The organism is Micromonospora sp. CPCC 205554 (assembly GCF_036902745.1).
Lineage (GTDB): Bacteria > Actinomycetota > Actinomycetes > Mycobacteriales > Micromonosporaceae > Micromonospora > Micromonospora tulbaghiae.
The window spans coordinates 57372-70712 of record NZ_JBAKHP010000003.1 but is presented as its reverse complement, the minus strand read 5'-3'; the positions used below and the strand labels follow the sequence as shown (position 1 = coordinate 70712).

Sequence of the window (13341 nt, the reverse complement as noted above, 5' to 3'; positions counted from 1 at the left end):
GGTCACCCCCTACGTGCGGCCTCCTGTCGCACGGTATCGCCCCTCTCATCGCAATCGGTACGGGGCGCGGCGAGGCCAGCGGCCCCGGAGTGGGTAGCTCGCCGCTAATTGATCAAAGTATCTGCAGGTCACAGGCGTGCGCGGGTGGGGAAAAATCTCACCACCACTGGGGATCCATTCACGTGGATGCGCTTGGCAAGCTTGCCGAGCCGGATCACCGTCGGTCCGGATGTAGCCACCGCCGGTGACTAATGGAGTAGCTGCCACAGCAACGTCAACCGCGGATGCCCGTCGCCGCCGGGTCGTTGACGACCACCCGGCAGGCGTCTCTCCGCACCCTGCTCGCGCTTCTCATCCTCGTGAGGATTACCGATGACAACCTCGAACGACCTCGCCCGCTACGGCTATCGGCAGGAACTCAGCCGCCAGTTGCGCTTTCGGGACCTGTTGGCGTACGGCTTGGTGTACATGGTCCCGATCGCGCCGATGGCGATCTTCGGCAGCGTCTACGCGGGCTCCGGCGGCATGGTGGCCCTCGCCTACGCCATCGGTGTGGTGGCGCTGGTGTTCACCGCGTTCTCGTACGCGCAGATGGTGAAGGCGTTCCCGATGTCAGGCAGCGTCTACAACTACGCCGGTCGGGGCATCAGCCCGCCGGTCGGGTTCCTCGCCGGCTGGGTGATCCTCCTCGACTACGTGCTCGTTCCCGGCCTGCTGTACCTGGTGGCGTCGGTGGCGATGCACTCCACGGTGCCGACGGTGCCGGTGTGGCTGTGGCTGCTCGGGTTCGTCGCGGTCAACACCGTCGTCAACTCGGTCGGCATCCGCATGACGGCGGTGGTCACTCGGGTGATGCTCGTTGGTGAGCTGATCGTCCTGGCGTTGTTCCTGGTCGTCGCCGGTTGGGCCCTCGCGGCGGGTAGGGGCCGGTTCAGCTGGGACGCGTTCTACAACGCCGACACCTTCACCTGGTCCCTCGTGGCGGGGGCGGTGTCAATCGCCGTGCTGTCGTTCCTGGGTTTCGACGGCATCTCCATGTTGGCGGAGGAGACCCGTGACGGCGCCCGGCAGATCGGCCGGGCGATGGCAGCCGTGCTCGTCCTGGCGGGGGTGCTGTTCATCGCGCAGACATGGCTGGCGGCGATGCTCGTGCCCAACCCCGGCGGGCTGCTGGCCGAGGGCGACGTAAACGGCACCGCCTTCTACGACGCCGCCGCGGTGGCCGGCGGGAGCTGGCTGGCGACGGTGTGCGCGGTGGCGACCGCGATCGCATGGGGTTTGCCGAACTCGATGGTCGCGCAGGTCGCCACGTCCAGGCTGCTGTACGCGATGGCCCGTGATCAGCAGCTCCCCGCATTTCTGGCGAAGGTGTCATTGCGTCGCAGCGTGCCGATCAACGCGACCCTGCTAACCGGCATCGTGTCCCTCGCCCTGGGCCTGTACATGGCGACGCGGGCGGATGGGATCACGCTGTTGTCGTCGTTGATCAACTTCGGGGCGATGGTGGCGTTCCTGGTCCTGCACGTCTCGGTGGTCGTGCACCACCTGATCCGCCGTCGCAGCGGCAACTGGTTCGCGCACCTGCTCATGCCCTCGGTCGGCTTCGTGATCCTCGCCTACGTGGTGGTGAACGCCAACATCGCCGCCCAGCGCCTCGGCCTGGCTTGGCTGGCCCTCGGCATGGTCGTCCTGGCCGGTCTGTACCTGACCGGCCGCCGGCCGGTGCTGTCCGGCCTGGCTCCCACCCAGCCGGCCGGGCGTGACTTGGAGCGGGTGTGATCGCGATGAGCCCTTTCACCTACCGTCCCGCCCACGACGAGTTGGCCTACACCTTCGGTGGACGCCTGCCGGTGGCGCACGTCCGCTCCGGCGACGTCATCACCGTGCACACGGAGGACTGCTTCGGCGGTCTCGTGCGGGGGGCGGCTGACCTGCCGTCGCAGGTGTGCCAGATGCCGTATCTGAACCCGGTGTCGGGGCCGTTCTTCGTCGAGGACGCTGAACCCGGCGACACCCTCGCCGTGCACCTCCTGTCGATCGAACCGGCCCGCGACTGGGGAGTGTCGGCGACCTTCCCGTACTTCGGGGCACTCACGTCGACCTCGCACACAGCCACGTTGCAGCCGCCGCTGGAGGAGCGGGTGTGGGTGTACGACATCGACCGGCACGCGGGCATCGTCCGCTACCGGGCCACCGCCAGCGAGCACACCGTCGAGCTGCCGCTGGATCCCATGATCGGCACCATCGGCGTCGCCCCAGGTGGCATGGAATCCCGGTCCACGATCGTCCCGGACTACTACGGCGGGAACCTCGACACCCCGGAACTGCGCGCCGGGACCACCCTGTATCTCGGGGTTAACGTGCACGGGGCGATGCTCGCCCTCGGCGACGGCCACGCCCGCCAGGGACACGGCGAAGCCTGCGGCGTCGGCGTGGAGATCGCCACCGTCACCACCCTCGGCGTCGAGGTCGTCAAGGGCGCCGCCACCGCCTGGCCGCGCCTGGAAACTGAAACGACCATCATGTCGGTCGGCTGCGCCCGCCCCCTGGAGGACGCCTACCGCATGGCTCACCAGGACCTCACCGCCTGGACCGTCGACCTGTGTGGTCTCCAGACCCTGGACGCCTATCAGCTCATCTCCCAGGCCGGGCGGGCACCCATCGGCAACGTCTGCGACCCCAACTACACCGTCGTGGCGGCCATCGACAAAGCCCTGCTCCCGCAGCCGCAGGCTGCCTACCGCGACGCGCACGCCCGGCTGCGGGACATGGCCGCAGTTCAGGAATAGGGGAATCTGATGACCGCGTCGATACCCCAGCTGTCGCTGCGCGACGAGCTGTTCCTGCTCGGGCACCACGACGACACCGGCCAGCCGCACGTTCACCGCCAAGCCTTGGCCCTCGGCATGGCCGGCGGAGTGCTGATCGACCTGTTCCTCGCCGGACGGATCACCCTCGGCTCCTACGACGACCATCCGGCCGCGGACCGGTGGCTACGTCTGAACTCCGACCAGGCAGTCGGTGACCTGATCGCCGACACCGCCCTCGCCGCGATCCACCACTCCCGGACCACCCCGACCGTGAAGGCGTTCCTGCGCAGCTTCGCCGACGACCTGTACGAACGCACCCGCGCCGGACTCGTCGCCGCCGGCATCCTGCGCCACACCGCCCGCCGCCGTCTCGGCGGCCTGATCCGCGCCGACGCCTACCTCGCCACCGACACCAAGTGGGCCGTCGTCGCCCGCGCCCGGCTGCGCTACCTCGCCGCCGGCCGTGAACAACCGGACAACCACACCGCCGCGCTCGCCGGCCTCGTCGCCGTCCTCGGCCTCGCCGATCACCTCTACCTCGACGACGACACCGCCACCCTCACCGCCCACCTGAAGACCATCGCCGACCAACATCACCGCCCCATCCGGGAGATCACCGCCGCCGTCGACGCCGCGATCGGTGACCTCGCCACCGCCACCTACCGATAGACCGCCGAGAGGGACGAAAACGCCGTGGACTCAAGCGTTCGTATCCGCGCCGCCCGCTGGACAGACAGACAGGCCGTCGCCGCGTTGATCGCCGACGCCCTGCACCCCAGCCCGCTCGGTGCCTGGCTGGTACCGGACGCGGCGCAGCGCCGCCAGGTGATGACCGACGTCGTCGCGGTGTGGGTGGAGCACGCGATGTTCTTCGGCGACGTGCACCTCACCGAAGACCTCACCGCCGCCATCGTCGGCTTTCACCGCTACCGACCGATCCCGCCACCAGCCAACTACCCGACCCGCCTCGTGGAGGCCGCCGGAGCACACGCTGAGCGCTTCACCGCCCTTGAGGGCCTGATCGCACAGCAGCAGCCCACCGAACCGCACTACCACCTGGCGCTCCTCGCCGTAGCCCCCACGCGGCAGAAGGCCGGCTGCGGCAGCGCCCTGCTCAGCCATCACCGCGCCCGCCTCGACCGCATCGACCTGCCCTCCTGGACCACCGTTACCGCAGAACCGGAGCACCTGCTCGCCCGCTATGGGTACACGCTCCGCCCGCCCCTCACCCTGCCGAACGGGCCGAGCCTGCGCCCCATGCGCCGCAACCCCCACCACGCCAGCAGAGCCATGCCGATCAATCCCACGCGCCCGGTCGGTGACCGCTGGCAAGACCAGCACGCCTACCCGTCCACCCCATAGGACAGATCATGGGCTTCCCTCGCAGATACCCGACCGACCTCGTGGACGCTGTCGTCCAGCGCGTCGCCGACGCCCGCACCGTCCAGGCATACGGCGCCGTCACCACCGTCGCCCGCCAGTTGGACCTCGATCCCCGCACTGTGCAGAAATGGGTCACCAAGGCCACCGCTCCACAGGCGCAGCAGGCGGACCGAGCGGCGGACGGAACCCGACCGGGGTATCTGGTCCCTGGGCTGCTGCACTGCAAGTTCTGCCACCAACCGGTTTCTCTGGCTGAGACGGCCGCCGCGGCACCGGCGTACCTCTGCGGAAACGACTGCTGGCCCAGGCCACTCGACGCCGTCGTCATCGCCGATCATGTCGGTCGAGCGATTCTGCGACACGCGCCACGGATCATCGCTTCCCCCGCAGGGACACCAGCGCGCCCCCACCTGGCCGCCATGCACGCTCACCGCGTCCTGACCTGCGTCACCGTCGGCGCCGCCGCTCACGATATGACTCTGACCTGGCGCGCGGTACCCGTGGCCGGTCCAGGCCGATGGGAGACCGAGCGCGCAAAGCGTGTCGCCGCCGCCCGCGACCTCGCCGTCAGCGATCCCCTTCGCGCCCGGCAACTCCTGCACGGCAGCCTCACCGGCATCGACCCCGCGACCGCCCCACCCCATCCGGTGCATGCCGAAGCCGGAACCCTTCTGGCCGCACTGCACCTGCGGCTCGGTGAGCTCGATGCCGCCATCCGCTGGGCCGGGTACGGCCACCACAGCGCCGACCACCTCTACGGCCCCACGCACCGGCGCAGCCTGCACGCCCTGCACCTGTTCGCCGCCGCTCACCGCAGCGCCGGGCACCATCAACGCGCATACCACCTCTATCGGCAGCTCGGCGAGCACGCCGCGAGCAGCGATGGCCCACGCGGCCACCGCACCCTCGCCGCTCATGCCACAACAGCCCTCGTCCTGCACGACCTCGGCCACTGCCAAGCCGCCCAGGACCTCCTCGCCGACACCATCGCCACGCAGCGCCGTGAGCACCCCGGAAACCCCACCACCGCCCGCATGACCCACCACCTCGCCCGCATCCGACAGGACTGCGCCACCAAGAGTCACCACCACGAGGACGGTCAGCGGTGAGTTCCCCTCGCCACTGCCCGCACCCTCACAACGCCAGCCCTGCCGTCGCCACCGACTGCTCAGTGCCAGGAAGGAACCCCGACACCGTGATGGCCACCCCGACTGCCCCCGCCCGCCGCCTGGCCGTCAGCCTGCTCGGCAGCGTTCTCCTCAGCGGCTGCCACGCCACCACCCCAGCCCACCAGAACCCCGCGTCGACGCCGCCCGCAATAGCCGACAGCCGGACTGTCGCCACGCAGCCGGCCGCTACCGGGCCTGGTCTCACGCCGTCACAGCGGCTGACCGCCCTCGCCGACACCGTCACCGCCACGCCCGGCGACACCACCACCGCTCTGCCTTACACCTACCTGCACACCCAGTCCTGGACCTGCGCCACCAATGCCATCACCCGCACCGACCTGCGCCAATGGCGCCGCGATATCGACGGCTCGGGCCAGGAGGCAATTCGACGCCTCCCCGACCTGCCGGGACTGAACCACCAACCCGAGCGCCACGAGCCGGCCCTGTTCACGCAGGCGCCTGAGACAACGACCGAGCACCTGTCAGGCGGCCTGCATCCGTACCTGCCCGAGCCGCTGCCCGATGATGCGCCCACCCTCGCCGCCATGCTCGCCCCCAGGGAACTGGCCAACGAGCCCGCCTATCCGCGGCTGCTCGCCAACGGCGTCGTCGCACTCGCGACCACCCAGTACCTCAACCAAGCCCAACGGGCCACAAGCCTGCGCGTTCTCGCGGCCATCCCCGGCATCACCTACCGCGGAGAGAGCGCCGACATCGTCGGCCGCACCGGCCTGACCTTCACCATCACCGCCGACGGATCCACCTCCCAGCTGCTGGTCAATCCGCACAGTGGCGAGATCCTCGCCGCGCACGAGCGGCTGAGCGGGCGCCGGCCAGGCCTGTTCTCCGCCGTCCTCATCCTCGAACGCGGCCACACCAACGACACCGCCACCACCCTCCGGCCCTGACAGGCCGAGCACCGGCCACCGCCTTACCAAGGATCAAGGAGGCTCACCCATGCCCCTCCCTTCCGTCGGTCACTCACCACTCGCCCCCGACACGCAACGTTGTCCACCGCTGCCCAGCTCAGAACTGATCACCAGTACGTTCGGCGGCCATCCGCGGGTCCTGCCAGAGGTCTGGGCGGTGCCCCTTCACACGGCGTCCCGCCTCGCCTCGCACCACCGCGAACAATGGGCGGCGGAAACAATCTCCCGCGACCCGGCCGCTGACGACCACGTGGTAGCTGCTGCCAAGAGATCGATCGATCGTCTCAACGCCACTCGCGTCGCTCTCATCGGGGAGATCGACTCCTGGGTTGAGCGTGTGATCCGGCCTCCGGGCGGGGCGCCGTTGCACACCGAGACGATCGGCTCCGTGATCGACCGCCTGGCCATCGCGTGGGTTCGGTGGAGCCGATTCTCGGAGACCGCCCAGCTGGACCCGAGCGACGTCGATCCTTCGTTGGCGCTCCAGCAGTTCACCGAGCTCACCGAAGCCTTCGACACCCTTGTGCTTGACATTCAGGAAGGTCGCCGCCGCATTCCTCACTGGCGCACGCTCAAGAGCTATCGGGAGCCGCGATGAGGATCGCTGTCACCCTCAACGGCGCCGACAACGTCGGCAAGACCACGAACGCCCGCTGGCTGGCGTCGGCGATGCCGGATGTCGAGTTCACCGGGACCGTCGATCGGTGGGACCGGCGATGGGCCGAAGTGTCGCGACGAGACTTCAGTGAGTGGTGGTTCGTCGACAGCACCACCGACGAACACATCGACCTCGTCTTCAGCTCCCACGCCGCACGGTGTGCCGGTGGCGGCCCCTTGGCTTTGGAAGACCGCGGTTGGCCGATGCTTGTGGCGACCTGCGCAGCGACAGCGGCGGTCAAGGACGGCACATCCACCGCCGAGGCGCTCGCCCACGTCGAGGCCAGAGCACGCCGCTACGCCCCCGCGCCGCGCCGTGAGCTGCACCTACTGCTGCGCCACAGCGACCAGCCGGTAGCCGAGGCGCACCACGCCGTGGCACGCGAGCCTGTGCCGACCACCGAACGCTACGTCGAGTACCAGCGGCGACTGGCCGAGGCGATCGACCTTCAAGTCGATAGCGGGGAGTACCAGGCCACCGTGGTGCGCGGGCACCGCCCACTCCTCGATGTGCAGCGCGAAATCCGCCAGGTCCTGACGCAACTCGACGTGCCCGTCGTTCCGCTGCCACCAGACCGGATCCAGCACCTATGGGTGCTCGCTGGTATGTCCGAGAGCGGCAAGAGCACGGTCGGCGAGTTGCTCCGCACGGAGCACACAGCCACTCGGCTGAAGATCGGCTACCTCATGCAGCTTGCCGCCGATCGGCTCGGTACGGCAGATCCGTATCGCGAATGGGACGAGCTAACCCAGGCACAGATGCTCACGGAGGAGATCCTGCGGTTCGCCGCGCTGAACCCGGGCTCGCACCGGATCAGCCTGGAAAGCGCGCACCGCTTCGACGCCACAGCACACCTTCGCAGGATCTGGGGCGAGCGCTGCGAGATTGTGTTCCTCCGCCTCCCGGACAGGCTTCGCGCGCAGCGCGCCACCGAGGCCATGGAATCGCTCTCCGCCCGCGACGCGATCAAGCGAAGCCGGGGCGGAGACCGCATCGCGTCGATCGCCGACACGGTCATCGACAACGGCCGCAGCCTGGCCGCGCTGAAGAGGGCGGTCACGGAAGTTGTTCACCGCAGGTCCGGGGCCAGGCTTCCACCGCACGTGGACACGGCCATCCCCGAGGCTCTGCAACCGGTACTCGCCGACTGCGTCGCCAGACTGACCGATTCTGAGACCGCGCTCGTCGCCGCCACGGGGAGTCTCGCCCATCAGGGCTGGCAACCGGGATGGAGCGACATCGACCTCCTTGTCGTACGCGACACGCTGCCGCTGCACTGGCTCCAGACCAGGTGTGTACCCCAGAGCGGACCGGCAGGGGAGAAGATCGCACTGTCGTCGTTCACCACCCGGGAGATGCTCGCCGGGTTGGTCCCGCCCCGAGTACTGCACGCGGTGCGGCAGATAGCCCGCGATGGCTGCGGCCTGCTCTACCGCCGAAGCGACCTCGTACTCAAAGCCTTCGACGCACCGGCCGACGACCGCACCTCACGCAGCGAGCTGCCGCTCGTGGCGATGGTGTTGCGGCGACTCGCCGCGAACCCCGAGCCCGATGTCCGCGCTGTCTACAAGCACGTCGTGCTGATCATGAAGATCATCCTGCGAGCCGACGGCGTGGATCTCGACGCCAGCGAGGAGGTCCGTCTCGCCTTCACCACCAGCCATCCGGACGCCGACATCGACCTCCCGTCGGTGGCCGAGGTCAGTGGCGACCGGTGGCGACAGGACGAAGCCCTCTCCCATCGGGTCTGCGGAGCCGCCGCCAAGATCCTCGCCTACCACGACGTGCTCGGCTGCTCGGTCGCGTCCAACACGCCCCAGACGGAAGGATCAGATCCTCGATGACCACCGCCTTTGACGATGTTCTTCACGCCGATCGGGTGACCCGGCTCGGGGTGGGAGACACCACTCGTCCGATCCGCGTCGTCCACGGCCTTGATGGCATCCGCACCGACGTGGCCGCCGAACAGGTACTGGCGACGGGACGTAGCTTATGGAAGCGATGGTGCGAGCACCCGGCGTACCGGCCGCACGATCTTCTCCTGGGCTTGGACGCCGGCGGCATCGTGCCGACGATCGCGCTGGCCTGGGCCAGTGGTAGCCAGTATCGGCTTGCCTGGAAAGTCAACCTCGATCTACCCGGGAAGCTCGTGTTCCACGAGCCGCATGCCCGGCGTCTTGAGGTCTTCGCCTACGGCGACTTCGAAGGACTGCGCGTCCTCATCGTGGACGACGAGATCACCACCGGACTCACTCTGGCCAATCTCGTCGAGGCGCTTCGCGCGGCCGGCGCCGACATCACCGGCGCGCTCTGCCTCGTCGAAGACACCGCTGGCGAGGGCCGACAGCTACTCGAGCGCAATGGGGTCCCGCTGTGCGTACTGACAACGCTGTGACCCTCGTCGAGGAACCGGTGTGCCACCGCGGCGGGCAGTACCTCGTCCGACGTGAACAGGCGCCGCTCGGCCGGCTCCTGCCGTATCGGCGGGCTAACGGAGAGACCCCACCCCGACGGACACGCCTCGACGCGGTACGTGAGACCGGGTGGCGCGTCGACTTCGGCTCTCGCGGACTCGGTGACCTGCTACTCGGCCTCGCCATGGCGCAGGCACTTCACGACGCCACACACGATCAGATCGGCACCCTGGAGTACACGGGCAGCCGGGCGGATCTGATCGCCCGGTGCACCCTTCCAGTCACGGTTGCGTACGGCGACGGGCACCAACTGGGCACGCTCGGCAGCGAAGACGCCTTGGAATTCGACGCGGTACCGGAATCGCCGCCAATGCTGCTCGACCTTATCGACGCCGACATTGTCGAGGTCCATGCGGCGCTGCCGATGCGCTACTACCTCGACGTCGAGCAAGCCCTCGGCGTCAGGCTCCCCGCATCCGGTGACCCGTCTCCCAGGTTCCGGTCGTCGGCCGCAGCGCCGGAGCCACTTCACGTGGTCTTCGTGGGCACGACGAGTCGCCCCGACCGCAAGGACTACGGCATCGACAACTTCGGCGCCCTCGCCGAACACCTGTCAGCCGGTCACTCGGGCGCCTGGCGCTTCAGCCTGGTGACACCACCGGACCACCAGCCTCCGGCATCCGTAGGGCAGATTGAGGTACTTCACGGACCAACGGCGGTCGAGTGCATTGACCTGTTCGCTGCCGCCGAGCTGGTCATCGGCAACGACACCGGCTTGACCCATCTCGCCGCACTCACCATTCGAGCGGACGGCACCCAGCCGCAGGTGGTCGGCCTCTACGGACGGCACGGCTACGCCAAGTGGATCACCGGATCAGCAGGCCACCACGCGGTGGCTACCCCGTTCTCGCACCTGATGTCGGTCGCCGACGCGTGTCCCGTGCGAGACCGCTACGACGACAGGCTCTGGTCCACCGCGAGCGACCTTCGCGCCATCCCCGCCAAGATCATAGCCGACTTCGCGGGGCAGTGCGCGGGCTGGTGGACTCGATGATCCGCGTCGGCCGCTACCGCCGCTTCACCATGAACCGCACCTTCCACCTCGACATCGGCGCACACCGCCTCTTCGCCAAGGTGAATCCGAATCCCGTGGAGGCTGCGGCCGAAGTCGCCGGGCACCACCGAATCCGCCACCACTACCGGCTACCGAGGCTGCATTCCCAGCACCGCATCGGGCACTGGACCCTCACCCTCTACGACCGCCACCAACCCGATCTTCCGAACACCGGCCTGCTCCTCGACGCTCTCACGTCCACCGGCCCCGGCAGCGCGCACAACCTCGACTGCGGGCTCGACGCGACCTTCCGGCACTACCGCCGAACCATCGACGCGACCACCTGCCGAGTCCCCGCCTCACACATCAACAGCAAGCTTTACCGCGACCGGGTCCAGCCTGGTGGCAGGCTGGACCACTACTACGGCCACAACCCGATCGTGCTCAAACTGACCGACGCTGACGGTCTCCGGCCCTCTGAGCTGCGGGAGACCACGTTCATGATCAACGGACAGCCTCGACGGCTCGACCTTCCTGCCCTCGTCAGCGAGCTACGCGACGCCTTCCACCCGGACGAGCAGGTCTGGGCCGCGATGACCCAGGGCGACCCCACCGACTTCAACATCGGCCTCGACGCCGACAACCAGCCCGTCTGGTTCGACTACGACACCGCAGGCCTCAACGCCATCCCCGGCGAGATCGCCTGCTTCCTCTGGTACCAGAGACTGCACGGCGCCTGGCTTGTCCCTCACTACAACACCGACGCCTACGCCGACCACAGGAAGGCACTCGCCGAAGCTGTCGAACCCGCCGTACGGCTCAGAAGACTCTCCCCCCGCGCCGTCGGCATCGACTACCAGCACCAACCATCGCCGGCCCGACAGCAAGCCATCACCCGATACCTCACGACGCTCGCCCGACCGCTCGCACTCTCCACCGCCACGGATCTACTCACCTGGATACGCCCGTACCTCGCCATGCGGATCCTCGCGGTATACCCACTACAGCTCCTGGAACCCCGCGACGCCGCTCTGTCGCTGGGCCTACTCGCCGACCTCTACGCACCCGACGCCGACTTGGAGCAGATCCTCGGACTTACCACCCAGACGCCAGCGGAGCCGCCCTCATGAGCCGCCCCATCGCCGTCATCACCGGAGCAGGCACCGGCATCGGCGCGGCCACCGCCGCCCGGCTGTCAGCCGCCTTCGACCTCATCCTGACCCACCGATACGACGACACCAACCTCGACGCGGTCGTCAAGGCCGCCCGCCGCCACGGCGCACAGACCCACACCGTCACCGGCGACCTAACCACCGCTGGCACCCAGACCGCACTCCGCGCCACCATCGAGCAACATGCCAGCCAACTCGCAGTCCTGATCAGCAACGCCGGCGCGTACCCCCGCATCCCGTGGAGCCGGACGGACCTCAACGTCCTACGCGACCAACTCGAACTCAACCTCGTCACGCACGCCGCTGTCATCCGCGCCGCCACACCCGCCCTCATCAGCAACAACTACGGCCGCATCGTCGCTGTCTCCTCAGTCATGACTCAGCTCGGGCGCGTCGACCTCGCCGGCTACATCGCCGCGAAAAGCGGCCTGGAAGGACTCGTCCGCGCCCTCGCCCTCGAACTCGGTCCCCACAACATCACCGTCAACACCGTGCGGCCCGGCTCGATCGAGGTCCCCGCAGAACACAGCGTCGTACCCGATCACCAGGCCATGGTCCGACGCCAACTCGACCGACAGTGCATCAAACGACGGGGCCAGCCCTCGGACGTCGCCGCCGCCATCGCCTTCCTGGCCACCCCGGAAGCAGGATTCATCACCGGCCAAGCGATCAACGTCGACGGCGGCTGGCACCTGTCATGACGACCCTCTGGATCCGCCACGGAACCAGCCTCGACGGAATCACCCGCCCCCACGCCCATGCCCGCCCCGACACGCCCCTCACCGCACGCGGCGCGGCACAGATCGCCGCCACCGCCCACGCACTTCGTGACCGCGGTGTCCGGCCTGCGATCGTGTTGACCAGCCCGCATCCGCGCGCCGCCACAAGCGCGGAAATCCTGGCTGCGCTGCTCGGCGTGCCGCTCGCCGCTCCCAACCCGCTGTACGCCGAGTGGCGCGCCCCCGATTGCGTCCTCGGCAAAGGACCGGACGACTACCCAGCCGAGTACCAGACCTGGCGCGCGAACCGGCTCCGCGACCCAGACTCGTCCCTGCCCGGCGGCGAAAGCCTCACAGCCCTTTACGAAAGGGCGATGGCCGCCGCGACGATCCTCGGACACCCCGTCGAGGGAAGCACCGCATTGATCGTCTCGCACCGAGTGCTCATCGGCGCCGTCGCAGCGATCACCACCGGAGCGAGCCGCTCCCCAGACGTGTTCCAAGCCGCGCGCCGCTTCTCGCTCGCACCGGCAGGGATCTGGCCTGCCCTAGCTGAGCTCCGATAGCAACGCGTCAGTGTTGGCAAGGATAAAATCCTTCAGGGCTGCAGGCTTCAAGTCCACCTCAGGGAGGCGGTCGACAGCCACTCGGTCGAGAACGTAGCCACCCCGGCCCGGATCAGCGAACTCCGGACCCGTACGGGCATTCTCGTCTACCTGGGTTAGCCGGCAGGAGACGAAGTGCTGTACGGACACCCCATCCCCTGACGGCGAGCTGAACAAGAACACTTGGCTGAGCCGATCTGCCTCCGCGCCCAACTCCTCCCGCAGCTCACGACGCAGGGCCGCATCGAGGGATGCGTCTGTCGGCTCAAGGCCGCCACCGGGCGCAGTCCAGTAAGGGGCCTGGCCGGGCTTCGTCCTCTTGATCAACACGAGCTGATCACGTTCGTCCCACAGGATCGCCCGTACCGATCGACGCACGACCTCACGCATGTAGACCCCAATCAGCAGCCGTCCGAGGCGAGGGCGAC

General features: G+C 68.5%; 14 protein-coding genes. 12 read left to right on the top strand and 2 right to left on the bottom strand.

What is annotated here, in order from left to right; genetic code table 11:
* The first annotated feature begins 372 nt into the window (after positions 1-372).
* The 4 genes from V6U82_RS06140 to V6U82_RS06125 are packed head-to-tail and all read left to right on the top strand — an operon-like array spanning position 373 to position 4172.
* Positions 373-1779: an APC family permease gene (locus V6U82_RS06140; protein WP_334459762.1), complete on the top strand. Its 1407-nt coding sequence runs from the start codon at positions 373-375 to the stop codon at positions 1777-1779.
* Positions 1780-1784: 5 nt separating this feature from the next.
* Complete coding sequence (locus V6U82_RS06135; RefSeq protein WP_442933423.1) at positions 1785-2789, top strand: acetamidase/formamidase family protein; 1005 nt, start codon at positions 1785-1787, stop codon at positions 2787-2789.
* 9 nt (positions 2790-2798) lie between these two features.
* Positions 2799-3479 carry a GOLPH3/VPS74 family protein gene (locus tag V6U82_RS06130; RefSeq protein WP_334459760.1) on the top strand — a complete coding sequence of 227 codons (681 nt, stop codon included), beginning with the start codon at positions 2799-2801 and terminating at the stop codon, positions 3477-3479.
* A 24-nt stretch (positions 3480-3503) separates the two neighbouring features.
* The gene (locus V6U82_RS06125) at positions 3504-4172 is read left to right on the top strand and encodes an N-acetyltransferase (protein ID WP_334459759.1); all 669 of its coding nucleotides are present in this window, start codon (positions 3504-3506) and stop codon (positions 4170-4172) included.
* On the opposite strand, the gene V6U82_RS06120 is transcribed toward V6U82_RS06125, so the two are convergent.
* A complete protein-coding gene (locus V6U82_RS06120; RefSeq protein ID WP_334459758.1) occupies positions 4154-5203 on the bottom strand; it encodes a hypothetical protein in 1050 nt (349 codons plus the stop codon). The two genes, V6U82_RS06125 and V6U82_RS06120, sit on opposite strands and share 19 nt — an antisense overlap.
* Positions 5204-5391: 188 nt before the next feature.
* Between V6U82_RS06120 and V6U82_RS06115 the strand changes: the two genes are divergently transcribed.
* The 8 genes from V6U82_RS06115 to V6U82_RS06080 are packed head-to-tail and all read left to right on the top strand — an operon-like array spanning position 5392 to position 12874.
* Positions 5392-6270, top strand: a complete 879-nt coding sequence (locus tag V6U82_RS06115; RefSeq protein WP_334460305.1) for a hypothetical protein — start codon at positions 5392-5394, stop codon at positions 6268-6270.
* Between the two features lie 49 nt (positions 6271-6319).
* On the top strand, positions 6320-6889 hold the full coding sequence (locus V6U82_RS06110) for a DUF4254 domain-containing protein (RefSeq protein ID WP_334459757.1): 570 nt from the start codon (positions 6320-6322) through the stop codon (positions 6887-6889).
* On the top strand, positions 6886-8793 hold the full coding sequence (locus V6U82_RS06105; RefSeq protein WP_334459756.1) for a hypothetical protein: 1908 nt from the start codon (positions 6886-6888) through the stop codon (positions 8791-8793). The genes V6U82_RS06110 and V6U82_RS06105 overlap by 4 nt, the downstream gene beginning before the upstream one ends.
* Positions 8790-9344 carry a phosphoribosyltransferase gene (locus V6U82_RS06100; protein ID WP_334459755.1) on the top strand — a complete coding sequence of 185 codons (555 nt, stop codon included), beginning with the start codon at positions 8790-8792 and terminating at the stop codon, positions 9342-9344. Before V6U82_RS06105 ends, V6U82_RS06100 begins: the two co-directional genes overlap by 4 nt.
* Entirely contained in the window at positions 9341-10417 is a 1077-nt protein-coding gene (locus V6U82_RS06095) for a glycosyltransferase family 9 protein (RefSeq protein WP_334459754.1), read from the top strand. The genes V6U82_RS06100 and V6U82_RS06095 overlap by 4 nt, the downstream gene beginning before the upstream one ends.
* Entirely contained in the window at positions 10405-11547 is a 1143-nt protein-coding gene (locus V6U82_RS06090) for a hypothetical protein (RefSeq protein ID WP_334459752.1), read from the top strand. The genes V6U82_RS06095 and V6U82_RS06090 overlap by 13 nt, the downstream gene beginning before the upstream one ends.
* Complete coding sequence (locus V6U82_RS06085) at positions 11544-12290, top strand: SDR family NAD(P)-dependent oxidoreductase (protein WP_334459750.1); 747 nt, start codon at positions 11544-11546, stop codon at positions 12288-12290. Before V6U82_RS06090 ends, V6U82_RS06085 begins: the two co-directional genes overlap by 4 nt.
* Positions 12287-12874, top strand: coding sequence for a histidine phosphatase family protein (locus tag V6U82_RS06080; RefSeq protein ID WP_334459749.1), 588 nt, complete (start codon positions 12287-12289; stop codon positions 12872-12874). The genes V6U82_RS06085 and V6U82_RS06080 overlap by 4 nt, the downstream gene beginning before the upstream one ends.
* Here V6U82_RS06080 and V6U82_RS06075 read toward each other — a convergent pair.
* A complete protein-coding gene (locus tag V6U82_RS06075) occupies positions 12857-13303 on the bottom strand; it encodes an NUDIX hydrolase (RefSeq protein WP_334459746.1) in 447 nt (148 codons plus the stop codon). The two genes, V6U82_RS06080 and V6U82_RS06075, sit on opposite strands and share 18 nt — an antisense overlap.
* Positions 13304-13341 lie beyond the last annotated feature (38 nt).